At 63.2% G+C, this 23,969-nt stretch carries 23 protein-coding genes and 1 tRNA gene; 12 read left to right on the top strand and 12 right to left on the bottom strand.

Annotated features, from left to right (window positions below):
- Window positions 1-49 precede the first annotated feature (49 nt).
- The 7 genes from K410_RS0104690 to K410_RS0104660 all read left to right on the top strand — a co-directional run bounded on the left by K410_RS0104690 (window position 50) and on the right by K410_RS0104660 (window position 8,191).
- A complete protein-coding gene (locus K410_RS0104690; RefSeq protein ID WP_028133758.1) occupies window positions 50-823 on the top strand; it encodes an ABC transporter ATP-binding protein in 774 nt (257 codons plus the stop codon).
- Window positions 820-1,542 carry an ABC transporter ATP-binding protein gene (locus K410_RS0104685; RefSeq protein WP_028133757.1) on the top strand — a complete coding sequence of 241 codons (723 nt, stop codon included), beginning with the start codon at window positions 820-822 and terminating at the stop codon, window positions 1,540-1,542. The genes K410_RS0104690 and K410_RS0104685 overlap by 4 nt, the downstream gene beginning before the upstream one ends.
- Entirely contained in the window at window positions 1,539-2,549 is a 1,011-nt protein-coding gene (locus tag K410_RS0104680) for a branched-chain amino acid ABC transporter permease (protein ID WP_028133756.1), read from the top strand. The genes K410_RS0104685 and K410_RS0104680 overlap by 4 nt, the downstream gene beginning before the upstream one ends.
- Complete coding sequence (locus K410_RS0104675; RefSeq protein ID WP_028133755.1) at window positions 2,546-3,631, top strand: branched-chain amino acid ABC transporter permease; 1,086 nt, start codon at window positions 2,546-2,548, stop codon at window positions 3,629-3,631. The genes K410_RS0104680 and K410_RS0104675 overlap by 4 nt, the downstream gene beginning before the upstream one ends.
- A 174-nt stretch (window positions 3,632-3,805) precedes the next feature.
- A complete protein-coding gene (locus K410_RS0104670) occupies window positions 3,806-6,928 on the top strand; it encodes a bifunctional diguanylate cyclase/phosphodiesterase (protein WP_028133754.1) in 3,123 nt (1,040 codons plus the stop codon).
- A 29-nt stretch (window positions 6,929-6,957) separates the two neighbouring features.
- Window positions 6,958-8,052: a sensor domain-containing diguanylate cyclase gene (locus K410_RS0104665; protein WP_028133753.1), complete on the top strand. Its 1,095-nt coding sequence runs from the start codon at window positions 6,958-6,960 to the stop codon at window positions 8,050-8,052.
- 62 nt (window positions 8,053-8,114) lie between these two features.
- Window positions 8,115-8,191, top strand: a tRNA-Arg gene (locus K410_RS0104660).
- Here K410_RS0104660 and K410_RS37955 read toward each other — a convergent pair.
- The 3 genes from K410_RS37955 to mobF form a co-directional block, all read right to left on the bottom strand.
- Window positions 8,162-9,826 (bottom strand): recombinase family protein, encoded by a 1,665-nt coding sequence (locus K410_RS37955; protein ID WP_028133752.1) that lies wholly within the window; start codon window positions 9,824-9,826, stop codon window positions 8,162-8,164. The two genes, K410_RS0104660 and K410_RS37955, sit on opposite strands and share 30 nt — an antisense overlap.
- Before the next feature lie 80 nt (window positions 9,827-9,906).
- Window positions 9,907-10,173 (bottom strand): hypothetical protein, encoded by a 267-nt coding sequence (locus tag K410_RS36515; protein ID WP_155253232.1) that lies wholly within the window; start codon window positions 10,171-10,173, stop codon window positions 9,907-9,909.
- A complete protein-coding gene (gene mobF, locus K410_RS0104650) occupies window positions 10,163-12,808 on the bottom strand; it encodes a MobF family relaxase (RefSeq protein ID WP_049819931.1) in 2,646 nt (881 codons plus the stop codon). Before mobF ends, K410_RS36515 begins: the two co-directional genes overlap by 11 nt.
- 573 nt (window positions 12,809-13,381) lie before the next feature.
- Here mobF and K410_RS0104645 point away from each other — a divergent pair.
- The 4 genes from K410_RS0104645 to K410_RS0104630 all read left to right on the top strand — a co-directional run bounded on the left by K410_RS0104645 (window position 13,382) and on the right by K410_RS0104630 (window position 15,457).
- Entirely contained in the window at window positions 13,382-13,642 is a 261-nt protein-coding gene (locus K410_RS0104645; protein ID WP_028133751.1) for a hypothetical protein, read from the top strand.
- Window positions 13,643-13,808: 166 nt separating this feature from the next.
- A complete protein-coding gene (locus K410_RS0104640) occupies window positions 13,809-14,204 on the top strand; it encodes a hypothetical protein (protein ID WP_028133750.1) in 396 nt (131 codons plus the stop codon).
- A 24-nt stretch (window positions 14,205-14,228) separates the two neighbouring features.
- Window positions 14,229-15,026, top strand: a complete 798-nt coding sequence (locus K410_RS36510; protein WP_245269326.1) for a hypothetical protein — start codon at window positions 14,229-14,231, stop codon at window positions 15,024-15,026.
- Entirely contained in the window at window positions 15,020-15,457 is a 438-nt protein-coding gene (locus tag K410_RS0104630) for a hypothetical protein (protein ID WP_028133749.1), read from the top strand. The genes K410_RS36510 and K410_RS0104630 overlap by 7 nt, the downstream gene beginning before the upstream one ends.
- 191 nt (window positions 15,458-15,648) lie before the next feature.
- Here the strand turns inward: K410_RS0104630 and K410_RS0104625 are convergent, their stop codons facing one another.
- The 9 genes from K410_RS0104625 to K410_RS0104585 form a co-directional block, all read right to left on the bottom strand.
- Window positions 15,649-17,349 (bottom strand): type IV secretion system DNA-binding domain-containing protein, encoded by a 1,701-nt coding sequence (locus K410_RS0104625; RefSeq protein WP_155253231.1) that lies wholly within the window; start codon window positions 17,347-17,349, stop codon window positions 15,649-15,651.
- A 5-nt stretch (window positions 17,350-17,354) separates the two neighbouring features.
- Window positions 17,355-17,963, bottom strand: a complete 609-nt coding sequence (locus K410_RS0104620; RefSeq protein ID WP_028133747.1) for a hypothetical protein — start codon at window positions 17,961-17,963, stop codon at window positions 17,355-17,357.
- Window positions 17,956-18,813, bottom strand: coding sequence for a nucleotide-binding protein (locus K410_RS0104615; RefSeq protein WP_028133746.1), 858 nt, complete (start codon window positions 18,811-18,813; stop codon window positions 17,956-17,958). Before K410_RS0104615 ends, K410_RS0104620 begins: the two co-directional genes overlap by 8 nt.
- A gap of 131 nt (window positions 18,814-18,944) precedes the next feature.
- Complete coding sequence (locus K410_RS0104610; protein WP_028133745.1) at window positions 18,945-19,589, bottom strand: hypothetical protein; 645 nt, start codon at window positions 19,587-19,589, stop codon at window positions 18,945-18,947.
- 172 nt (window positions 19,590-19,761) lie between these two features.
- Window positions 19,762-20,649, bottom strand: coding sequence for a hypothetical protein (locus K410_RS0104605; protein WP_155253230.1), 888 nt, complete (start codon window positions 20,647-20,649; stop codon window positions 19,762-19,764).
- Between the two features lie 216 nt (window positions 20,650-20,865).
- Complete coding sequence (locus K410_RS0104600) at window positions 20,866-21,300, bottom strand: hypothetical protein (RefSeq protein ID WP_155253229.1); 435 nt, start codon at window positions 21,298-21,300, stop codon at window positions 20,866-20,868.
- Between the two features lie 38 nt (window positions 21,301-21,338).
- On the bottom strand, window positions 21,339-22,052 hold the full coding sequence (locus tag K410_RS0104595; protein ID WP_080672124.1) for a SprT-like domain-containing protein: 714 nt from the start codon (window positions 22,050-22,052) through the stop codon (window positions 21,339-21,341).
- Window positions 22,052-22,540 (bottom strand): hypothetical protein, encoded by a 489-nt coding sequence (locus K410_RS0104590; protein WP_028133741.1) that lies wholly within the window; start codon window positions 22,538-22,540, stop codon window positions 22,052-22,054. The genes K410_RS0104595 and K410_RS0104590 overlap by 1 nt, the downstream gene beginning before the upstream one ends.
- 10 nt (window positions 22,541-22,550) lie before the next feature.
- Entirely contained in the window at window positions 22,551-22,925 is a 375-nt protein-coding gene (locus tag K410_RS0104585) for a hypothetical protein (protein WP_028133740.1), read from the bottom strand.
- Window positions 22,926-23,113: 188 nt separating this feature from the next.
- Between K410_RS0104585 and K410_RS0104580 the strand changes: the two genes are divergently transcribed.
- Window positions 23,114-23,836 (top strand): hypothetical protein, encoded by a 723-nt coding sequence (locus K410_RS0104580; RefSeq protein WP_028133739.1) that lies wholly within the window; start codon window positions 23,114-23,116, stop codon window positions 23,834-23,836.
- Window positions 23,837-23,969: the final 133 nt, after the last annotated feature.

Below are 23,969 nucleotides of genomic sequence, written 5' to 3'. Positions count from 1 at the left end.
CGCAGCGTCACCTGCGAGACTATTCCGCTCATCATTTGCCAGACCTTTCATGCCGCTCAGCCTCGAAACCCGGGACCTCACCATCCGCTTCGGCGGTCACGTTGCAGTCAACAATGTCTCCTGCACGTTTCGCCCGGGCGAGCTCACCGCGATCGTCGGGCCGAACGGCGCCGGCAAGACCACTTATTTCAACCTGATCTCGGGCCAGCTGCGCGCTTCGCACGGCAGCATCCTGTTCGACGGCACCGACATCACCCAGCTTTCCGCGCCGCTGCGCACCCGCGCCGGCCTCGGGCGGGCTTTCCAGCTCACCAATCTGTTTCCGAACCTCACCGTGGAAGAGAACGTGCGCCTGGCGGTGCAGGCGGCCAACGGCACCCATTACGACATGCTGCGGCCGTGGATGGTGCGCCGCGACCTGATCGCGCGCGCCGATGCCATCCTCGACCAGGTTGCGCTCGGCAGCCGCCGCGGCGTCGCCGCGACTGCGCTGTCACATGGCGACCAGCGCAAGCTCGAGGTCGCGCTGATGATCGCGCTCGAGCCGAAGGTTTTCATGTTCGACGAGCCGACCGCCGGGATGAGCATCGACGAAGTGCCTGTCGTCCTCAACCTGATCGCGCAGCTCAAGCAGGACAAGAGCAAGATCATCCTCCTGGTCGAGCACAAGATGGACGTGGTGCGCTCGCTCGCCGACCGCATCATCGTGCTGCATAACGGCCAACTGGTCGCCGACGGCCCGCCGGCCGAGGTGATCGCCTCGCCGATCGTGCAGGAGGCCTATCTCGGCGTCGCCCCCAAGAACGCAGCGAGCGTCGCATGACCGATCTGCTCAAGCTCACCGGCGTGCACACCCATATCGGCCGCTATCACATCCTGCAGGGCATCGACCTCGCGGTTCCGCAGGGGCAGGTCACGATGCTGCTCGGCCGCAACGGTGCCGGCAAGACCACGACGCTGCGCACCATCATGGGGCTGTGGCAGGCCTCGAGCGGCGAGATCAGCCTCGGTGGCGAGCGCATCGAGGGCCGCGCCACGCCCGATATCGCGCGGCTCGGCGTCGGCTACGTGCCGGAGAGCATGGCGGTGTTCTCCGATCTCACGGTGAAGGAGAACCTCGTGCTGGCGGCGCGCGACGGCCCGCTCGACGACAGCCGGCTCGACTGGATCTTCGGCTTCTTCCCGGCGCTGCGCCGGTTCTGGCTGTCGCGCGCGGGAAGTCTCTCGGGCGGACAAAAGCAGATGCTGTCCATCGCCCGCGCCATCATCGAGCCGCGCCAGCTGCTCCTGATCGACGAGCCGACCAAGGGCCTGGCGCCCGCGATCGTGATGGCGCTGATCGAGTGCCTGAAGGAAATCAAGCGCAAGGGCGCGACCATCCTGCTGGTCGAGCAGAACTTCTTCGCCGCCCGCGAGCTCGGCGACAGCGTGCTTGTGATGGACAACGGCACCATCGTCCATCGCGGCGAGATGGCGGCGCTCGCCGCGGACGTGCCGCTGCAGGAGCGGCTGCTCGGCCTGAGCCTGGAGACACATCAGTGACCGAACTTGCCGCAAACGATCCGCTGCCGAAGCCGAAGCGCGACATCGCGCCGATCTTGCTACCGGTCGCGCTCGCGCTGCTCATGATCCCGCTGATCGGCTCGACCTCGTCCTGGCTGACGCTGACTGCGGCGAGCCTTGCGATGGGCATGATGATCTTCATCATGGCCTCGGGGTTGACGCTGGTGTTCGGCCTGATGGACGTGCTCAATTTCGGCCACGGCGCCTTCATCGCCGTCGGCGCCTATGTCGCGACTCTGGTGCTGGCGCCGTTCGCGGCCTCCATCCAAGCCGATTCGCTGTGGATGAACCTCGCGGTGCTGGCACCGGCCGCGCTGCTGTCGATGGCGGTGTCGGGCGCCCTCGGCCTCGTCGTCGAGCGCGTGCTGATCCTCCCCGTCTACGGCCAGCACCTGAAGCAGATCCTGATGACGACGGGCGGCCTCATCGTGGCCGAGCAGACGCTGTATGCGCTGTGGGGACCGCAGATCATCCCGATGCCGCTACCGGCCTCGCTGCGCGGCTCCTTCATCATCGGCGACGTCGCGATCGCCAAGTACCGCGTGCTGGCAATGCTGATCGGCCTTGGCATCTTCATTGCGATCCAGCTCGTGCTCAATCGCAGCAAGCTCGGCCTTCTGATCCGGGCCGGCGTCGAGAACCGCGAGATGGTCGAGGCGCTCGGCTATCGCATCCGCCGCCTGTTCCTCGGCGTGTTCATGACGGGATCGGCGCTCGCCGGCCTCGGCGGCGTGATGTGGGCGCTCTATCGCGAGCAGGTGCACGCCTCCATGAGCGACGACCTCACCGTGCTGATCTTCATCGTCGTCATCATCGGCGGCCTGGGATCGATCGGCGGCTGCTTCATCGGCGCCATCCTGGTGGCGATGGTCGCCAATTACGGCGGCTTCCTGGTGCCGAAACTCGCCCTCGTCTCCAACATCCTGCTGATGGTCGCCATTCTGATGTGGCGGCCGCGCGGCCTTTATGCGGTGACCAGCCGATGATGATCCTCTCCGGCGATCCGCCGCGCAGCCGAATTCTCACGCTCGTCCTCGTCGTCATCATCCTGGCGCTGGCGGCGACGCCGTTCCTGTTCCCGGGGGCCAAGGCGCTGAACGTCGCGGCCAAGATCTGCGTCTTCGCCGCGCTGGTCGCCTCCTATGACCTCCTGCTCGGCTATACCGGCTCGGTGTCGTTCGCCCACACCATGTTTTACGGCATCGGCAGCTACGCCATCGCCATCGCGTTGTATGGGATGGGTCCGAATTGGGCCGCGGTCGCAACCGGCATCGTCACCGGCTTGCCGCTGGCCGCCCTGCTGGCGCTCGCGATCGGGCTGTTCTCGCTGCGGGTTGCGGCGATCTTCTTTGCCATGATCACGCTCGCGGTCGCCTCCGCCTTCCAGGTGCTGGCCTCGCAGCTGTCCTGGCTGACCGGCGGCGAGGACGGGCGCAGCTTCCGGCTGCCGGAACTGCTCCGGCCGGGCACGGTGCTGATCCCCAAGGACATGTTCGGCTTCGAAATCAACGGCCGCATCCTGACCTATTACCTCGTGTTCGCCGGCTCCGCGTTGATGATCCTCGCTTTGCTCCGTGTCGTGAACTCGCCGTTCGGGCGTGTGCTGCAGGCCATCCGCGAGAACCGCTTTCGCGCCGAGGCGCTCGGCTTCCGCACGGTGTTTCACCTGACCTACGCCAATTGCCTCGCCGCCCTGGTCGCCGCCGGCGCCGGCATCCTGAACGCGCTGTGGCTGCGCTATGCCGGTCCCGATACCTCGCTCAGCTTCTCGATCATGCTGGACATCCTGCTGATGGTCGTGATCGGCGGCATGGGCACGATCTACGGCGCGATCATCGGCGCCAGCATCTTCATCCTCGCCCAGAACTATTTGCAGTCGCTGATGGGCGTCGCCTCCAACGCGGCCTCGGAGGCCGGCCTGCCGCTGCTGCCCGGGCTGCTGCATCCCGACCGCTGGCTGCTGTGGCTGGGGCTATTGTTCATCGCCAGCGTCTACTTCTTCCCGACTGGCGTGGTCGGACGGCTGCGCAATCCTGCGGGCGGCAAGAGCGCCGGCAGTTCGCATTAACGAACGATTCATGATGCAGCGCGGCGATCGCAGTGCGCGCAGCACAACCGCGAGGCGATTCCCGCCCGGCTAGGTATGACTGCGGTCGCACAACTCGATTAATGCTTAGGTAACTGGCTTTCCTAAGGTTTAGGCCATTTGTGCGGTGTATTCGTGTTCCTCCAGGGAGGGGGAATGCGCCAGGTCTTTTCCACGGTGGCCGCCGGAACGTCTCTAGCCGCAAGGAACGGCTGGGAGGCCTTGATGCGCCGTGGTCCCGTCCTGTGGTTGACCCTGTGCGGCGTCTTGCTGGTCGCGGCCATCTTCGGCGTGACGGCCATCGCCGTCGGCGAGTTTCGCGAGCGCGCGCTGTCCAATCGCGAGCGCGAGCTCGAAAACACGGTGCAGCTGATCGCGCGGCACTTCGACCAGCAATTTGAGGATTCCGACGTCGTCGCCGCCGACCTGATCGCGCAAATGAACCTGGCGGAGATCAACTCCCCGGAGACGTTCCGCGAGCGCATGTCCGGGCCTGCGGCGCACCAGATGCTGCGCGGCAAGATCAGCCCGGTGTCCTATCTCGGCGATATCGCGATCTACGATGCCGACGGCGAGCTGATCAACTGGTCGCGGGCCCAGCCGCTGCCTAAGGTCAACGTTTCATCCCGGGCCTACTTTCAGACATTCAAGACCAACCCGCGGTCCGAACCGGTGCTGCTGGAATCCGTCCGCAGCTTCATCATCAGCAAATGGACCACGATCGTCGCACGCCGCTTGAACGGCGCGGACGGCACTTTCCTCGGCGCGATGGTCCGCCGGATCGACCCGGACAGCTACCGGAACTATTTCGCATCCGTCGCGCTTGCCGAGGGCACGGCCATCTCGCTGTTCGATCGCGAAGGCAAGATGCTGGCGCGCTATCCGCATCGCGAAGAACTGATCGGGCGAAACTTCAAGGACGCGCCGCTGTTGCAGGAGGTGCTGGCCACGGGCGGTCAGCTGACGCTGCGCGGCAAGAGCCCCGTCGACGGCGAGGACCGGCTCGGCTCGGCGGCATCGCTGACGCATTTCCCGCTGGTCATTGTCGCCACCAACACGACAGCCGCGGCGTTGGCGGACTGGCGGCAGCAGACCAATTTCATGGTGGCCACCGCCGCCCTTTCGGCAGCCGTCATCGCGCTCATCCTCTACCTGATCATTCGCCTGATCAACCGGCAGAATCGCGAGGCGCAGGAACGGCTGGAAGCGGAGCGGCTGCGGCTCGACACCGCCCTGAACAACATGACGCAGGGGCTGATCCTGTATGACGCGGCCGGCACCATCGTCACCTGCAACCGCCGTTACGCCGACATGTTCGGTCTTTCTCACGACGTCATCAAGCCCGGCTGCCACATTCGCGAGGCGATGTATCATCGCAAGGAGCGCGGCGCTTTCGACGGCGACGTCGAGGCGTTTTGCGCCGACGTGATGCGGGTGGCCGCCGAAGGCACGGTCTCCACGAGAATGCATCAGCTGGCCAACGGCCGCGCCTTCCAGGTCATCAACACCCCGCTGGCGCAGGGCGGATGGGTCGCCACGATCGAAGAGATCACCGAGCGCCGCCACCTGGAACAGGAGCGCGATCGCAACCACACCTTCCTGCGTGAGATCATTGACCATATCCCGTCCCGGATCACCGTGAAGGACGCCCGGACGCGACGCTATCTCCTGGCCAACCAAGTGGCCGAGGAACAGCTCGACGAAACTGCGGATACGATCGTCGGCAAGAGCGCATTCGACCTTTACCCGACGGAAGCCGCCGAAATCATCACCCGGGACGACGACAGGGTGCTGCAATCGCCGAACGGGCTGTTTCTGGACGAGCACGTCTGGCACACGCCGGCTGTCGGACCGCGCTACATCACCTCGACGCGGATCGGCATCCGCGACAAATCCGGCGAGCCGCGCTACATCATCAATGTCGTCGATGACGTCACCGAGCGGCGCCGGGCCGACGAGAAGATCGCGCATATGGCGCATTACGATGCGCTGACCGACCTGCCGAACCGCACGTTGTTCCGCGAGCAGATCGAACGTGAGCTGGCGAAGGTCGCGGACGGGGATCAGTTCGCGCTGCTCTATATCGACGTCGACGAGTTCAAGGGCATCAACGATTCGCTCGGTCATCACGTCGGCGACGAGCTGTTGAAGGCGATCGCAAGCCGTCTGCGCGGCTGTCTCAAGGAGGGCGATCTGATCGCACGCCTGGGCGGCGACGAGTTCGCGGTGATCCAGACCGGGATCCAATCCTCCGCCGAGGTGCTGGCCTTCGTGACGCGGATCTACCAGGCGATCCGGCAGCCCTATCATTGTCTCGGCCATCAACTCTCCACCGACGCGAGCATCGGGATCGCGCTGGCGCCGCAGGACGGCACCGATCTCGACCAGCTCGTCAAGAACGCCGACCTCGCGATGTACGGCGCCAAGGCCGAAGGGCGCCGCACCCATCGCTTCTTCGAGCCGGCGATGGATGCCTGCGCCAGGGCGCGCCTGAGCATGGAGCAGGATCTGCGCCAGGCGCTGGTGGACGGCGGCTTCGAGATTCACTATCAGCCGCTGGTCGATCTGCGCTCGGGCGAGGTCTCGGGCTGCGAGGCGCTGCTGCGCTGGCGACATCCCGAGCGCGGCATGGTCTCGCCGGCGGAGTTCATTCCGGTCGCCGAGGACACCGGCCTGATCACCGAGCTCGGCGACTGGGTGCTGCGCATGGCCTGCAACGAGGCCGCGACCTGGCCGACGCATATCCGCGTCGCGGTCAACGTGTCGCCGGTACAGCTCAAATGCGACACGCTGGCGCTCCGCATCGCAGGCGCACTCGCCGCCTCCGGCCTCGACCCGCGCCGGCTCGAGCTCGAGATCACCGAGGCCGTGCTGATCCGCGACGACGAGGCTGCGCTTTCGATCCTGCACCAGCTCCGCTCGATCGGCGTCCGCATCGCGCTCGACGATTTCGGCACGGGCTATTCCTCGCTCAGCTATCTCAAGCGCTTCCCGTTCGACAAGATCAAGATCGACCGCTGCTTCGTCGCCGACATCGCGGAGGCGAGCGGGTCGCCCGTGATCGTGCAGGCGGTGGTGAACATCGCCGCCGCCAGCAGCATGACCACGGTCGCCGAGGGCGTCGAGACCGAGGCTCAGCGTGAGATGCTGCGTGCGCTCGGCTGCACGCAGATGCAGGGCTATCTGTTCAGCGCGCCGAAGCCGGCCGCCGAGGTGCGCAAGCTGTTCGGCCCGAGTGACGGCTTGCCCGGCGCCTTGCGGGTGGCGGCGGTGGCCTGATGGCAAAACCGGTGAAGCCGTCGGGCAAGATGCCGCGAAAGGCTTCGGCCAAGTCTTCAGTCAAGTCTTCGGCCAAGTCTTCGGCCAAGACGACCGACGTCGCTGATTCCTATGCCGTGCGGCTGATGCAGCACCTGGTGGTGCCGACCTTCGTGATCGACCCGAAGCGCCACGTCGTGATCTGGAACAGGGCCTGCGAACGGTTGACCGGCCTCGCCGCCTCGGAAGTGATCGGCACCAACAAGCACTGGCAGGGCTTCTACGAAACCAGGCGCCCTTGCCTTGCCGATCTCGTCGCACTCGACCAACCGGAGCGGCTTCCGGAGTTCTATTCGGAATATGGCGCGCGCGGCCATAACGGGCTGGGCTTTTCCGCGGAGAACTGGTGCACGATGCCGAAGCTCGGCAGCCAGCTCTATCTCGCCATCGACGCCGGCCCGATCCACGACGAGGCCGGCCATCTGATCGCCGTGGTGGAGACGCTGCGCGACCTCACCGACCAGAAGCGCGCCGAGATGGCGCTGAAGGAGCTCGCCACCAAGGACGGGCTGACCGGCCTGTCGAACCGCCGCTCATTCGACCAGATGCTGGTGAGCGAATGGGCCCGGGCCCATCGCACGCAAAAGCCACTGGCGCTGCTGTTCGTCGACGTCGATCATTTCAAGCTGTTCAACGACCACCATGGCCACCAGACCGGTGACGAATGCCTGCGCGCGATCGCCTCCGTCGTCAGCCGGCATGCCGTGCGCCCGCTCGATCTCGCCAGCCGCTATGGCGGCGAGGAATTCGCGCTGGTCCTGCCGGACATGGATTGCGACAGTGCCTGCGTCATCGCCGAGGAGATCCGCGGCGCCGTCTTGGCCTTAGCGATCGCCCACGGCGCTGCGGGCGCCGGCGACCACGTCACCCTCAGCGTCGGCGTCGCCAGCCACATTCCCGGCGCGATCGACGGCAGCCCCGACCGGCTGCTGGGCGCGGCCGACGAGGCGCTCTATGTCGCCAAGCGGCTCGGGCGCAATCGCGTCATCTGCGCCGAACGGGTGCTGGCCGAGTTCGCCAGTCTCGGCCGGCAGGCCGCAGCGGTTCCGGGCCCTTTCCGGCGCAAATCGGCCAAATCAGCCTAGCGCTCAATGTCGCGAGAAGCGGTTGCCCGCCCCTCGCCAATCGGCTAAATGAACCTGCAACTGCACCCGTAGCTCAGCTGGATAGAGCGTTGCCCTCCGAAGGCAAAGGTCACACGTTCGAATCGTGTCGGGTGCGCCATTTGCGTACAAAACCACGAACATTTCCGTTCTCGGTCTGTTTGCCCGCAATGGCCGCCTGGAGGATATCCTTGCTGCCGATGATCCGGATCGCTTGGTCGTCGACCTCGACCGCATCGATGATCGAATGGATATAGCCCTTGCGGGTGTTGGTGTCGCCCGCATCGAGCTTCGCGTTCATCAACCGGGCGAATGCGTCGATCTTCTCTGCATTCACGGCGGCTGCCATGCCGCATTGGGCGCGGGCATGATCGAGGGCCGCCTTGGCCCGGTCCCGTTGAGCTTTCAGAGCGGCGGTGCGCTCGCGCAGAATATCATCGAGCTCGACGATGCCGTCCTCAATCGAGCGGTAAAGCCGCTTCATGCGATCTTCGCAGTCGGTCAATTCCTTCTGCAAACCCAGCAGCCGGCCGTCCGCGGACTCGCTCTTTGCCGCCTGACGCTCGATCAGTGATTTCAGGAGGTCGGCGATGCGGTCGGGCGCCAGCACGCGCTGCTTGAGGTTGGTCAAGACGATTTCGTCCAGGGTCGCCGCCGGAATGTGCCGACCTTTGCAAACCGACTTGCCCTTCTGCTGGCAACCCGCACACGAATAATACGAGTACGACCGTCCCTGTCGATTGGTCGTCCCGGTCCGGGTCATTCCGGAACCACAGGAGGCGCAGACCGCGATGCCCGTCAGCAGTGAAGGGCCGTTCACGACCCGCGGCGGCGCCGTCTTGGGATTGCTGCGAGCGAGCTTCGCCTGCACCCGATCGAAATCGCTTTGCTCGATCAGGACGGGGACGGAAATATGGATCACCGTCGATGGGTCATGCTTCCGGCCATCCCGCGAGCTGCGCACGCCGTACGGCCATTGTCCGGTCGCGTAACAGCTGTTGGTCAGGATCTTGTGGACCGGCCCGACACCGAATGTCGCGCCCCGGCGGGTGCGGTAGCCATGGCTGTTCAGCCATTTCGTCGTCTCCTTGACGCCCAGTGGGCCGGTCTTGCCGTCGCCCTCAAGGTAAAGCTTGAACATCAGCCGAACGGTTTCGGCTTCGACTGCGTCAATGTCGAGCTTCTTCTTGATCTTCTGCCCGCGCCGCTCCGCCTCGACGATCTTGTAGCCGAGGGGCGGCGTCGCACCGTTCCAAAAGCCTTGCTTGGCCGACTCGCGCATCGCGCGAGTTGTGTTCTTGGATATCTCTCTGGATGTGTGTTCGTCAAAGGCTCCGATGATTTGACGAACGAGGATTTGACTGGGATCATCCCCCGTTGGCTGCGTGACCGAGACCACCTCGACACCGTGCTTGCGCAGCTTCCGGATCGTCAACTCCATCTCGGCGACGTTGCGGAAGAATCGGTTGAATGCATAGAACACGATCGCGTCGTAGGGATGATCCGGCGCACACGCGCGCTCGATCATGTCCTGCAACACCGGCCTCCGATCGTCGGTCGCGGTCTTGGCTTCGACAAATTCCTCGACCACGATGTAGCCGTTCTGATCGCAGAAGCTTGCTGTAATTTTCCGCTGGCTCGGAATCGACGCTTCATTGGCATACTGGCGACCGGTGCTGACTCTGTAATAGGTCGCAACGCGCTTGGCCGCCTCAGTCTGCTTTGAAATCGAATTGCGAAAGACGTGCTTGTTCATGACGGAACTCTAGTGACGCTCGATGCTGACGGCGTTCTCAACGCTCGATTCGTGAATCTCACTCGATGGGTTGTCAACGGCTATTTTCCGGGGAAATCTTCAATACCAGCAAGCAAATCCTGCAGCTCTCGGCCAAGCAGGATCTCAATCGCGCGCAACTCGCGGTCCAGGATCGGCGGCGAGGGCGGCAGATCAAGTGTTACGTGAAAGTCCTCGGCTTGCGGCTGTCGGCGCCCTCTCTTCTTCGACACACCATCAGGAGTAGCCGCGGGAGCATGAACGCATGCGCCGACGGCCCTCGTCCGCCGCTTGATGCGCGACCGCGCCGCCATCGGCTTAGAGCTCATAGCTGAGCTCCCGCCGATGATGCCGATCCTTCTCCGTCTGCCGCTCGAGCGGTCGCGAACCCTCAATGACGTCGAGCGTGGAAATCTTGGGCGAGGCGCGCGATAGTCGTTCGGCAAGCCAGTTCTGGCGCTGGCTCGCCGAAAAGACCACATCATCACGCTGTTGATCGAAGGGCAGTTCGGCGGCGAGGCGCCGATCAATGCTCTTGGCGTCGACCACGAGCGCCGTCCGCTCCCGCGCACGGCTCGTCGCCACGTAGGCGTCGTGGCGATTGTAGCTGTGATCCAGATACACGACCGCATGATCGACCGTGAGGCCCTGGCAGCCGTAGATGGTCGATGCATAAGCCCAACCAAGACGGGGGCGTCCCTGCGCGTCGGCAAGCCGCATCGGATCGAAGGCAATTCGCCGCCCCTCGATGTCGGCTTCGATGATGATCCGATTTTCATCTACAAGGGGCGCGGCGGCTTCACTGACCTTGATGATGGTCGCGGTAGAGCCATTGACCACGCCAAGTTCGTCATCGCGGACGAGGAACCTGATCTTGTCCCCGGCCGCCAACGTAATCTGGGTTGAGTGGCCGGACGGCGTGGCCGCGGTGAAGCTAACTTCGGGGCCCCGGATGATGCCGCTGTGCTTGAGGCGCTCGCGGGCGGCCTGTGAGATGGCGGCCACCGCGGCGTTGGACTTTGCAAGGATCAGGATCGAGGCAGCGGGGTCGCCGGAATGGACTTGCTCAGCCGAATCCAGCACCTGAGCGATGGCCGCCTTGGCGCCGTCGGCTTCGATCAGCAAGCCCTGCTCAGCGAACGCCTCGAGCGCGGACACTGACTGCCCGGTGCCGAAGGCTGTGATGGCTTCGCGCGCCCAGGCCTCGCGCTGGCGAACAATGTTGTTGACGCGCGCAGCTTCAACGGCGCGCGCCACCAGATCCAGGCCAGGACCGGCGCCGATCGCCTGGAGCTGCTGCCGATCCCCCACGAGGATGATCTTGGCGCCGGCTACGGTGACGGCGCCAAGCAGCGCATGCATGTCCCGCGAGGACAGCAGGCCGGCCTCGTCGACAATCAAGACCGTCTGCTTGTCGAGCACCTTCTCGCCGGCTTTGAGCCGCGCGATCCAGGAGGCCGTTGCCCGGGCTTCGATTCCGAGGTCATCCCGGAGCATGTTGGCGATTCGCCACGCGGATGCGGCGCCGATCACCCGGCATCCGGCCTTGGCGTATCCCTCTACAACCGGCGCGAGGAGCGTCGACTTGCCCACCCCGGGGGCGCCTTCAACGATGGCAACCGCCGAGCTTGTCGTTGCGGCGAGCGCTGCGTCCGTCTGCTCGGCCATGAGCCCCAAGGCTCGGCAACGGTCTCTCAGCGCCCCCGGATCGACGAAACGCCAGGACTGCTTTGCGAGACGTTGCGCCTGTTCGACGACCTCTCGCTCGATTGCGAGCATCTCCGGGGTCGAGTAGCAGGGCAAGCCAAGCGCATCATGCCCAATTTCCACGAACGCGCCTTGGCTCAGCAGGCGGTTAAATTCGATCTCCGCGCGCTCGACCAGCAGGCCGGTGCCGACCAACCCGGCTGTCACCGAGCGCAGCAGCTCACGCCGCTCGATGACGCTCTCATGTTCCGTGAGGCTCGCCGGCAGGGCTGTCAATCGCTCCGAGAGGACCCGTTCGCCCGCTTCCTGATCGAGCGTGTTTGATTGGTCCCTCAAGTTCTCGGCGAACGACTCGGTATCCAGGCCGAACGACCGCGCGGCATCGCGCCAGACCTCCTCCCGCCCGACGCTCTCGCTCTCGCGCTTGCTGCTTCGCGTCGCCTTGGCGATGGCGGCCGCAAGCGCAGTCGCCTGGCCGCTGGTTACGCCGTGTCCAGCGAGTTCGTCCTCGATCTCCTGGCGCCGCGCGCTGAAATACTTGATCGTCGCATCGTCAACGCCGGCGATCTCGAACACGCCGTTCTTGCCGACGCGGTCGATCGCGAATCCGATCTTCTCAAGCTCATGGGCCAGCGCGGCGTGATACGTCGCCCCGGCCGCCATCTTGAAATCGCGGATGATTTTCGAGTGGAGTCCGCCGACAGTATGATCGCTCGGACGTGTCGCGATGTTCAGGCATACGCAATGCGTGTGCAGATTCGGATCGGCAAACACACGCCCGTCACTGTGCTGAGCTTTTCGACTTTCCCCGTGCTGAAAAGTCGCCGAGGACAACGCGACTCCTTCCAGGAAGGCGCCCTTGAACCCGCGACGCGCCCATGTCGCCTCGCGTTCCAGCATGGCGAGCGTGGCCCGAACCGCCTTCTGCTGAGCCGCTTCGATCAGACATTTTGTATCGTACGATCCAAGGCCCCAAACGAGGCTGACCGAACGCGGCGCGCTTAGGGTGATGTCGAAGGCGGGCGTACGCTCTTTGTGGCGGCGAATCTGTTCGAGCAGCGGAGCGCCACCTTCATCGCGCGCATGATACAGGCGATCGAAGGTGACGCGGTCGACGCACGATCCGTCGACGAGACCAAAATCCCCGGCCGGCGCGTACCAGATGCCGGGCGGCTCGCCACTGCCGGCGTAATACTCCGTCTCACGCTGACGCGTGTAGTACGAGCTCGCCGCTGCTGGATTCCAGGTCGCAACCACGAAAAAGGCCCCCGATGGAGGCCTTCTTCAATATGCATATCTCCAGCAAAGGCGATTGAATCAATGCGGCCGAATTAATGAAGTTATTTCAATTGCTTGGATCCCGAGCGTTGCTGGAGAGAACGAGCCGCTCGAATGTGCTGTATGCTTTGGAAGCTCAGTCCGAAGGCGCCACATGCGTGCCCGCTTCTTGTTTCGACTTCCTCAAGAGAACCGATCAACCTCGCCGCGGTTGTCCAGGCTGCCTCGCTCTACGGCACTCAAGTCCGTTTGATGAGGGTTCCAGAAAACTCCTCCAGACGAGGGCCCTCTGTACGCGTCCCCGCATCGATCGGCTTGCCCCCGACGTTGGAGAGATCCGTACGTCGCTATGGCGTCCAAATTTGGTGACGTTCGCGATGGCTTGGATAAAGCGGCGCTATTTCTCCTCGAGACATTTGATAGTTCGCTTGCCACGGCCTGACCTGAATGGCACGCAAAGAGCTTTCACTGTGACCACTAAGCCCAAGACCTTGAAGCGCGGCTTGACGCCTTCTAAGTCAAGGGACGCCCAAGCTACAGCAAGGAACACGAATGTCAGACCTCTATCCCATCATGAAGCGCAAGGCCTACCGTCTCGCCGAGACCATCATCGCCCCGAAGCACCACGGCGAGGATCTGCTACGGACCATCATGTCGGACAGCGGTGAAAGCCGTCAGCCGTTGTTTCTGGCAATGCTGCCGCAGGTCATTCCGGCAGAGGCGCACCGCCAAATCCTGCTCGACGGCTTGGCACGCGAATATGCCGGCGCCGATAACTGGATGGCCTACGTCGAGAGCGAGACGTCCAAGTAAACAATGCGAAACGGCCCAGGCCGATGAGTTTCGGTATCCACATGCACCGCGATAGCACTGAAGGTCGAGAGCCAGAATCAATGCTACCGAATGATGAGATGACTTCGAGGTGTTGATCTGATTAGAAGGCCCGTGTGTTCGCCAAGACCCGGGGCTGGTTCCAACAATGAAACTCTCTGTTGCGGTGGCTGCATTCCTGAGCGCCGCTTCGAGCGCCGCCGCTGCGCCAATCGAGCTTACGTGCAATGGCACGCTCCATCAGTACCTTCCAACTGTAATCCACGCGGCGGTGTCTCCAACAGCGACACAGGTTGATCTGGAAACTATGCGCATCAGCACGCCGTTCGGGCGCTATGGCATAACAGGCGTCGATAAATCATCCGTCAGTTTCAACGGGACGTGGAAGGGCTTTCTTGTGGCCGGCTCGCTTGACCGGACATCCGGCGAAATGAACATGCGGTGGTTAAGCAGGGAAGAGCAGACCAAGCTTGATCGCGGGGAGAAGGCGCAGATGGGAATGTCCGCCGATTTAAAGTGTTCGGTAGCGTCTCGGCTGTTTTAACTCGCAAAAAGCAACGATGGAATCATGACTTGCTCGCTTCCGGCGCATGGCCGCATTTCTTGCTCGATCTATCATTCCGACCGATTCTCGTTCGATGAAACGCGGACGCTGAGCGCAGATCAAGCTTGGCGGATAACCGCAAATCCGCTCGCTTGGGGGAACACCGAACCTGAAGTCCTCATCCTGGGCTTCTCGAAGGGTCCCAGCCAAGCTGGCGAGCTTCAACGGCTTCCTCATAATGAAATTCCATACCGAAAGGGCCGGAAACAGGTCGGCAAGATTCTGGCCCATGTGGGTCTGCTTCCGGCCGCCCACCCCGAGGAGCTAAAGGACCTCGTCGATCAGACGATTGCCAATACGCAGGGCCGCTTCGGATGGGGCTCGCTGGTCCGCTGTACCGTCGAGCGCTTCGACGGGAAGACATGGGTCGGCAGTGGCGGGATGATCGACGAGTTCATGAAGCATGAGTTTGGCAAGCGAATTTCGCATGCTTGCGCGACCACGTTCTTGCGCAACCTACCCGATCGAACGAAGCTGATCATCATGTTCGGTCTTGGCGCTAAGGGGAGCTATGTGTCCGCAGCGCGCCGTGCGATCGAGGCGGGGCGGCCTGGTACTTGGCGAACCGTGAACGAGGTTGCGTACACCGATGGACAGATAACCGTCGTTCACGTTGAGCATTTCGTCTCGCAAGGGGCGAACATTCCGAATTGGCTAGGGCAGAACAACCATCCGCGCGCGAAACTCGGCATGATGGCACGTGAGGCAGTCTCCTTTGGGCTGGCTTCTGGAAACGAGAACACGTCGAAGAGCGCATGCTGAAAGTCCTTTCTCTCGCAATCGCGATGCTCAGCCTCGGATCGATTTGTCCAGGTAAAGCCGATGAGTGTGATGCGATGGCCGGCGAAGTCGCCGCGCGCGTACCAGACGTTAGCGTCGGCCGGCGAAGCTCAGTGGTGATCTTTCTTTCCCATCCATCCGTAAAATATGCCTCGATCGGCTGCTTGCCATTCAGGAATTTTGTCGCCGTCGTAGAGAGAAAATATCCGAAGACTGACTATTTTGATTTTCTCGGCGCCGCCGGTTCGGTCGTGCTCCATGGCAGAGCGGACAGCGTTCGAGAGGGCGCAATACGCTGTCTCAAGAGGACGTTGTCCAGACCCGACGAAGACGTGAGCCTAGATTTCGCGGGCTTGTCGTTCAGCTGCTCGGCAGGCAAGCTCTCTTCTATTGTCACCGTGCAGACGCAGTAGCGCAGGCACGACGGCTTCGAGAGTCAACCGAGCCCAGGGCTTCCGCCGAACGTCATCGGCCCACCGCCGAGCCCGTATCGCGCAAGGCGTCCGTCCGATTGGACGAATGCACGAGAACCCTGCGCACCACCTGCGCCTCCGTTGTAGACATTCCAGAGTTTCAGCGTACGTGCGCCAAAGACCGTGGCGTATTAAGTCTGCCTCCGCTTCCGCCAGACTCGCATTGGCCATTCCACTTCCAGCACGTCGCCGAGCCCAAGAACCAGAGCTTTGACCTTCCGATGGGCAACGCCGAGCCGGTACGCGAGGTATTCCGCTCGGACGATTGGTACCTCTCGGATCCGTTTCGTCATCACGCTTTGCTCGCTTCGGCCTGCCGGCCCCCGCTCAACGGTCAGCGTCACGTCCGCCTCGAGAATTGACCGCTTGCCAATCGTCTGTTCGGCAAGCTCCGTCGTTTCGGGGCCTTGTGTCTGGGCGCAGACGATCTTGATCCTGAAGCGCTGGAAGATGCTGGGAGCCGCATCCTCATAGATCCGCTTGAACTGTGCGATGTCCTGAATGGCGGCGATTGTAGATGCTCCCTTGTTCCTTGCGACGTCCAGGAGCTCTGGCCATCGCCGCAGCCGGCCCAGCGCAGGGGCCTCGTCAAGGACGAAGTTCCGGATGCGCGTTTGGCTCACCGGCAATCTATTGTCACCGACCGCCGCCGTAATGAAATCGACGGCCATCCCGATCCAGGCCGCGCTGGTTTCCGGATGACGGCCGGACCGCTGAACGATGACGACCTTCGGCTGATTCGGGTTCGATCCGCTAACCCACTCTCCAAACGAGAATTGCCGCTCACGCGGAACGTCCACCCATGCTTTTGCCAGTGGTCGGAGCACTCGCAGCACGCTGCCACGGAACGTCAACAACAGCGAGACGGTGGTCTTGCTGAGTTCGCCCGATGCATCGAATTCAATGAGACCCGACGCCGGGCGATAGTATTGCTCGAATTCCGTCTTCATTTGCGCGGGCTCGCGGAGGCAGGCCATATAGAGCTGCGGCAGCCCCCAGGTGTCGCCGCACTTGGCTTTGCACACGATCATGCAACCCGCAAAGAGCGTCGCGGCACCTTTGCCCCAGAACGCTTCGCTGGTCTGTCCGATGATCTGCTCGGCCGCGCTTTCGCAATCGCTGTCGTCGCGAAGATCCCGCCCCATCGCCCAGGCAAACGTTCCCGGACGATCAGGATTGATGACGGCGAACTGACCGTCCTCCATCGGGAATCCGTCCAATATCTCGCCAGTCGTGTCGTGGACGAACAGGCCGTAATCGGCGGTGGGATTTCGCAGCAGCCGACCGATCATTTCTTCCAGCAGATACAGGATGATGCGTGTCTTGCCGGAAGCGATGGCGCCAAGGATCAAGAGGTTTTGAACCTCCATGACGCGCGGGATGAACACGCCTGGCAGCCATTGTATCGTACGATCAGTTCCTTTGGGCTCCTTGCCCAGCAACGCATTCGCGCTCGCAATCGCGGCTCCGCCTTTCAGGAGCTTGAGGCCTTCGTAGTGCTCACGACCATCCACAATGGGTGTAGCGCGACGGCGCATCCGAAACGCGATAACTCCCGACATGAGCGCCGCGAGCGCTACGCCGATCAGCCGGGGGAGTGTTTCGCGGAGCAGATCGTCAGCGGATAGTGCGGCGTATAAGCCGCGCGCGTTGATGTTGGAAACCAGATCGGTAACGGTAACCGCGACCGCCACATCCCCCCGCCACGCCATCGGCGGGAGCAGGGCAAAGGACAACGCGAGCCCGACCAGGCATGACAGCAAAGCCATGCCAATGAGGGCGAATGCCGCAGGCGCCGCCGGGCGATATTCGTACTTTGCGAGGCGATTCATGCTTATCACTCCACTAGGCGGCCACGGTGACGCCAAACCACGATTGGCGCCCGCGCAGGAATGAACTGCGGGGGAAGATGCTTGTTGTCGTCGTAAAGCTGCGGCCGCGGAATGTGCAGTTGCTCTGCAAGAGCATCCCAGTCCATGTCATAGGTCGGGGAATACAGGCAGCCATCGGTGTACCGGCTCAGCCGGGCGCAGCGCGGCCAGCTCCCACGCTCTCCCGGTCGCACGATTTCGATGTGCGTCAGAGTCCACCTCAAGACCTGCGGGCTCGCAACTGCCACGATGACAATCACAGTGGTCAACACCGACGTGATCGCCGTCATCTGCGCCGAGGAGGGCAACAGCTGCCACCGCTCACGCCAACTTAGGGTCGCGCGCTTCGGTTCGGGCAGCGGGGGAGGCGCCGACAGCGTAATCTCCGGCGCGATCGTACCGACGACCTCGCGATGCTGGGCGGCCGTCAGGCGTGCCAATGTCTTGGCAGGCAGGCGCAAGAACTGCGCCGGCGTCATCTGCTTGAGGCGGTTCATGAGCTGCCGCGACTCGTTTGCGGCGTCCCTCTTCACCTTCGCCATGTCCTTGTGGAAGATGGCACGGCGATCAGCCATGACGCTCTCCCGAGAGGAACGGCAGGATGCGGCAGATCTCATCCTGCATGATCGCCGACCACTCCGCGATGTCCTTTACCAGGATCTTCGCCTCGTCACGCGGCGCGCCGGTCTGGCGGATCGCCTCCGCATAATTGTCGGCGTGCCAGGACACGATGGTAGAGGGGAGCGCCTGAAGGCGCTCGTAGATGGCCATGCTGCGAGCGCGGACCTTTGGCATCTCGATCACGGGATAGCGCTTGATCGCGCTCATGAAGGCTTTGCGGGTGTCTTCCTGGCAGTAGCTGATGGCCTTCGTCGGGTCGCCCGCATAGTGATTGAGCACCAGCACCGTGGTGGCGTTGGGGAGATTCCGCTCGATGCGCTTGAGCTCGCGGATCATCTGTGAGGCGGAATCCTCACCAGCTTTGCAGACGACAAGCGGCATTACCTGCAAGCCCAAGCTGGTGATGTCCTCATCGAGGTCGAGATCCGCAATCGCGACGTGGAACAGCGGCGCGAGCGCGCCGCCAACCTCCAGCAAGGTCGAACGCAGCGTCTGCGGCGCGTCGGTAACGGCGCGGTACCAGGGCGCGATAATGTCGCTGGGCACCAAGTCGTCGCCGCGGCTCTCGCGGTGCTCCGGGACGAGAAGGCTTTCCACCGGCACGCCCGCCTTCATTGACAGCTTGCGCTTGGTGTCCATCTGAAAAAGGTCGAGCGGCAAGCCAGCGAGGCCGAAGGCGGTGACGAGCTGCAGCGCCGTCGTCGTCTTGCCGGCGGCGCCTTCATCGGAGGTCAGGATCAGTGCGGCGGGACCAACCTCGGCAAATCCGGGCGTTTTGCTCTCCGTGTTACTGTCTTTTTTCATGCTCTGTGGTCTCGATTCTCGTTGAGATCTGACGAGGCATGACAGTCGACCATGCGATCCTGGCTGCCTGGATGTCTCGCCGCGTGAGGCATGGGCGAAGGCGCCACGCCATTCGGCGTGGCGCCTTCGCGTTAGACCCCGGACGGGGCGCCGGCGCGCAAGGTGGCCAGGATCTCGTCCGAGCCGCTGCCGGCCTTGGTGCGCTGGCGCGCGCGCCAGTACTCCGCATCCGGCAACGGCAGCGCGATGGTATGGAAGGCCTCGATCGGGATGACGTGGGCGCCAGAACCGAGGTACTGCTTGCTCTTGATCGCCGCCGCGAGCTTGGCGTAGGTGCGCTTGATCGGCTCGACCGCGTCTACCTCGAGCACCGGCTGGTAGACCCACAGCGCGCGGAGCGCGGTCTGCTTCATCCAGCCCTCGGGAGCCCCGCTCGCGGAAATGCCGAGGTAGCCGGCGAGGGTGAACAGGTCCTCGCTCGAGACCCACAGGTTGGCCGCACCGAGCATGGCGAGCTCGGCCGCGTAGCCCCCCGCCAGGATTCTGGCATTGAGCACCCTGTCGCGCTCCAACCGCGGGCGATAGATCTCATCGATGTACGTGGCGTGACGGTGGCCCTGCTCGTCGATGATGACGTAGTCGACGGGGATGCCGGCCGCCGCGGCCACCGTCACATGACCGACTTCCTGGATGATGAGCCGCGTCATCGGCGGGATCTCATCCTCTGCGGCGATGCGATCCAGGGGCAGCGGGTAGGCGTCGAGATTCTTCAGCATATGGTGATCCTCTTGTGAGCGGGCGATTATCCGCCCACCCGCGATCCTTCCATCGGCCGCCCGACCAAGCGAATGGATGAATGGGCGCGAAATTTCGCCGTCGGATCAGTGTGTTACAACTATGTCCAGGGGGCCCCTGACGCCGGATGGCCTCGGCCATCCGCCGCGCTGATTACGGGACAGCGGTGGAGGGTCGCATGACTGAAAGCTCTCGCGTTGCCCGCGCGATCCGGATGGTGCCGGCGACGGCTTCTGCGCTGCAGAGCCCCTGCTCGAACTGGTCCGCGGAGATCGCCAGGATCAGGAGCTCCCTCAATCTCGTCCAAACCCGCGACAATTCGGTCCCACAGGGATGGGCGACCAGCACTTGCCGCGCGATCCCGAAGAGCTCGGGACCGAGCTTGGCCTCGAGGCCGGCATTGATGCGTCCGATGAACCGCGCGATCTCGAACGTCTTCCCGTAGGATGCTCCATATTCCATCCAGAGCTCCGCAGGATTGATGTCGGCGGAAATCGCGATCTGGCAGGCTTCGGTCCAAGACACATCCGTGCTGGAATGGGTGTAGTCTAGCTCCAACCGCGCCGCCGCATCCGCTGCGCCCATGTCGGCTGCCGCCTTGTGAGCTGCCGCTACGCGCTGGGCGCGGTCATAGGCGCGAGAGATCAGCCTTACCGCTTCCGTCTCGGCCTCGATCATCTTGGTGAACTCCGCTGCGCACGGCGGCGTCCCATGGTCCATTTGCAGCTTAAGGGGGGCCCACAGTTTGAGCTCGTCCTCTGATTCAAACGCGGTGCGGCTCATCAAATGCTTGCGTCCGATGTTCAACCGATAGTCAACGGTATCGGACCCGCCGCCAATTTTGCCCAGTTCCTCTTTGGCTTTCGCACCGCTCCCAAGCAGCGCCGTGAGGCAGTGGTACGCCAGCAGCGTCTGCACGCCGAGAGCAATGTTGAGCTGCTGCACCACGCCGCTTTGTTCATAGCGGCCCGCAAAGTCCTTCTTCGGCGGCATCTCCTTCACGAAGGCCATCACGATGCCGTTGTTGCCGGTCTGCAGCACGTTCGGCAGAATCTCGAAGACTGCCAGCGGCGGAGGGATCTCGCCGTAATCGCGTGCGTCCTGTTCGCGCTGCCGCACGGCAGCGTTCTCTCGCCGCTTGCGCGCCTTCTTGCGCCTGTCCTTCTCGTTCGCCGTATTGGACGCCTTCGGCGGGACCTTCTTCGCCACGTTCAACCTCCTGAATTGATTGTCTTGGATGGAATTGCCGGATTGCGCCTAGTTCTTGCCGCCGAACTGCAGCCGGCGATCAAAGGCGCCGATACGGACGAATAGCGTTTCGAGACTGCGTGCGGCCGTGATCATCATGACCGGCCTGTCGTTACGCATCCCCTGGATGCCGCGAGTGACCAGGCCGGTCTCATCCCAGAGCTGGACTGGTGCGGTCTGCAGGACTCCGTTGCGCACCATGCGCTCCACGGCGGAGACCGTTGCCCAATTGCCGACGTGAAAGCGAACCGGAGTGGTCGTGGTCGGCAGATAGGGAGGAAGGCCGAGCTGGGCCGGGATTTCCAGGATGCACGGGCGCTTGTCGCCGACAGCGTGCTGCAGCTTCTGCGTCAGGGACCGCATCAGCGTCTGTTGAAAATCCACCCCCAGCGGCGTTTCACCGATTGCCTCGATGGCACACACAAAGTCCCATGCTGCACTCACGCTTACTTCTCCTCTGACTAAGCCTCTTGACTAGGTGGCTACGGCAGGAGCCGCAGTTTGCAGTCGCCGCAGATGAAATGGGCGTCCGGCTTGGCCCAGGCGTTCTGCCCGCAGCCGGCGCACTGGTATCGCGTCTTGCTCAGGCGCTTCTTCAGCGCGATCTTGCGTGCGGCTTTCGTCGTGCGCTCCACGTACGCGAGCGCGAAACCCTTCGCGATCAGCTTGTCAGCGGCGCGGTCAAACGGGCCGCCGGGCCTGACATAGTGCGTCATCCGCTGGCCCGTCTTCTCGCCGCCCGGCCGCCCGGTGTGCGAGGGCACGAGGCCGATTTCTTCCATCTTGGCCGCCCACTGCAAGTTGTGATAGCCACCACGCGAGACCTTGCCGTGGTGATGCTGCCACTGGTGGGCCATCTCGTGACCGAGCGTCGACAACACCCGCTTGGCGCCGCGCTGTGCGAAGTGCGCAGGGTTGAGAGCAATTTCGTCGGTGATGATGGTGCCGTCCGAGGACCGGAAGCGCCGTCCTGCGAAGAAGCCCAAAGCGCGCTTCTTGCGCTGTAGCGTGATCAGGCAAGGCGGCAACTCGCCGCCAAACAGCTTCTGGTTAAACGCCTTCCAGGCGCGACCGATCGGTCCATACGATTGCGACATCGGATCGATCTTGCGCCGGGCCTTCGCGCGGTGGCGCTGTTTCGTACGATCCACTGCTGATCGTTTGCCGCGCAACTTGGTCTTGTTGGTGCGCGCCATCACATCGCCCCGCGCGCGTCCGACGTGCTGATCTTCGCGACCGGCACGTCCGGTCGGTTCCTGACAAGCCAGCCGAGCAGGTCGCGCGCCCATGCCCGACGCATCGAGCGCGTCAACTCGATCAAGCCGTCATCCTTCACCTCGTAGAGCGCGGCATCGACCCTCATGGGCTGGATGAACTGTCCGGCGTACCACTTGGCCTTCGCCCAGCTGTAGTCGCAGGCCACGATCACCGCGCCGAGGGGCAGCGTGGCGTCAGCGCCGGGCTTGAGCTCAACGCCGCAGAAGGCCCAGCCATTATCCCGGGCGGGATCGATAGAATTGATCCAGCGGCGCCAGCTCCGGAGATTCGTTTCCGCGCCCCACTGGCGGGACAGCGACATCGCCGCAATCGCCGCCTTGGCCTTGTTGTGGTGGTTCTCCACAAACCGGTCAGTGGCGGGGAGCGCCACCGTGATCATCTGTTCGATGAACGTGTCGGACATCATCGCGCCTTCCCTAGTCCAGGCCCGAGGCCGAGCTCGCGTCGTCCGCGAACTCGTCACCGCTGTGGAGCGGCTGCTTGTGGCGGCCCGTTGGGTTCACCTCATCCAACACTGCGCCCGCGATGTCGGTGAAACCGGCCTCAGTCATCACACGCTCCTGATGCTGGAAGCGGGCTTCGACGACCGCGTCGTCGGCGTCCTCATCGAAGGCGCTCAGCGGTCCGTCCCACACCGCGCTCTTCCACTCAGTAAAGCGCGAAAAGCCATGCAAGCGCGCCATCAGATCGAGGCAGCCGACGTGCCGCAGATCGTATCCATGTCGGGCCAAAGACTTCTTGAGGCGCTTGGCGTCGCGCTTGATTCTTGTCTCGTACGTGAAGAAGCGCATCCTACTCACTCAGCTTCACTCGGCACTCGAAGGAACGATGGGTCGAATGCCATCACCCGCGCCAAGCGTAATTCATCGCCGTGAGCAAACTTCCTGGGGGGTCTCGGGAAGTTTCCGCTGTTTTTGCGAGTAGAGGTCGTCCTCGAGCTGCACCGGACGATGGCGACAGTGGTGAAGAAGGGGACCGGATGTCGAAAGCCGCCTCAGAGAACAAGCGCAAGCAGCAGGGCGCGACGTCTGCGCTTCCAAAGTGTGCCCCCGCCGGGTTGCCCGATCTGATTATTGATCAGGCCGATCTTCCGGCCGCCGCCGTACGGTTGGCCGACCAGCTCTCGGCGGCTGATGTCTTCTTTCGGAGAGCCGAGGCGCTGGTGAAGGTCGTGGAGTCGGACCGTGGGCCCGTTGCGCGACCGATCACCGTTCATGACGTGGTCAATCATGGTCACCGCGTCTGCCGGCCGGTCTTTCAAAAGATCGTCCAAGGAGAGATCGTGCTTGAGCCGGTGACGCTGCCGGATCGCGTTGCGCGCCTGTATCTCAATCTGCACGACAAATGGGCTGTCGGCGAATTGAACGGTATCTGCCGCGCTCCGATTCTTTCGAATGACGGCAATATCCGGATCGCTCAGGGCTACGATCCTCAGACCGGCTACTGGTGCGCAGGAATCGACGCGCCTGATATCCCCAAGCGTCCGTCGCGACAGCAGGCCGAGAAGGCCCTCCGGGTCTTGCGCAGCGCCTTCGCGACCTTTCCCTTTGCCGATGCACCCATGGTGACCCGCTCCGGGAGCACGACTATCGTCGATCTGTCGAAACCCCCGGGCCCCGTGGGTCGGTCAAAATCCCCCGGGTATGGTCACTTGAAACTCCCCCACCTGATGATCGCCGGCAGCGCCGCTGAACAGCGGTAGCCGGTCCGGCAGGACGTTTATTTTCGTCCCCTTTTATCGAGCAAGGGGACTGGGAGTTGAACGTCTTGAAGCCACACCTGCAAAGCACTGTATTTACATTACTCGATCGCAACGCCAGCCAGCGCGAGATCCA

Source organism: Bradyrhizobium sp. 22 (assembly GCF_000482425.1).
Classification (GTDB): domain Bacteria; phylum Pseudomonadota; class Alphaproteobacteria; order Rhizobiales; family Xanthobacteraceae; genus Bradyrhizobium; species Bradyrhizobium japonicum_B.
The sequence above is the reverse complement of the archived record's forward strand: the minus strand, read 5'-3'. Positions and strand labels throughout refer to the sequence as shown.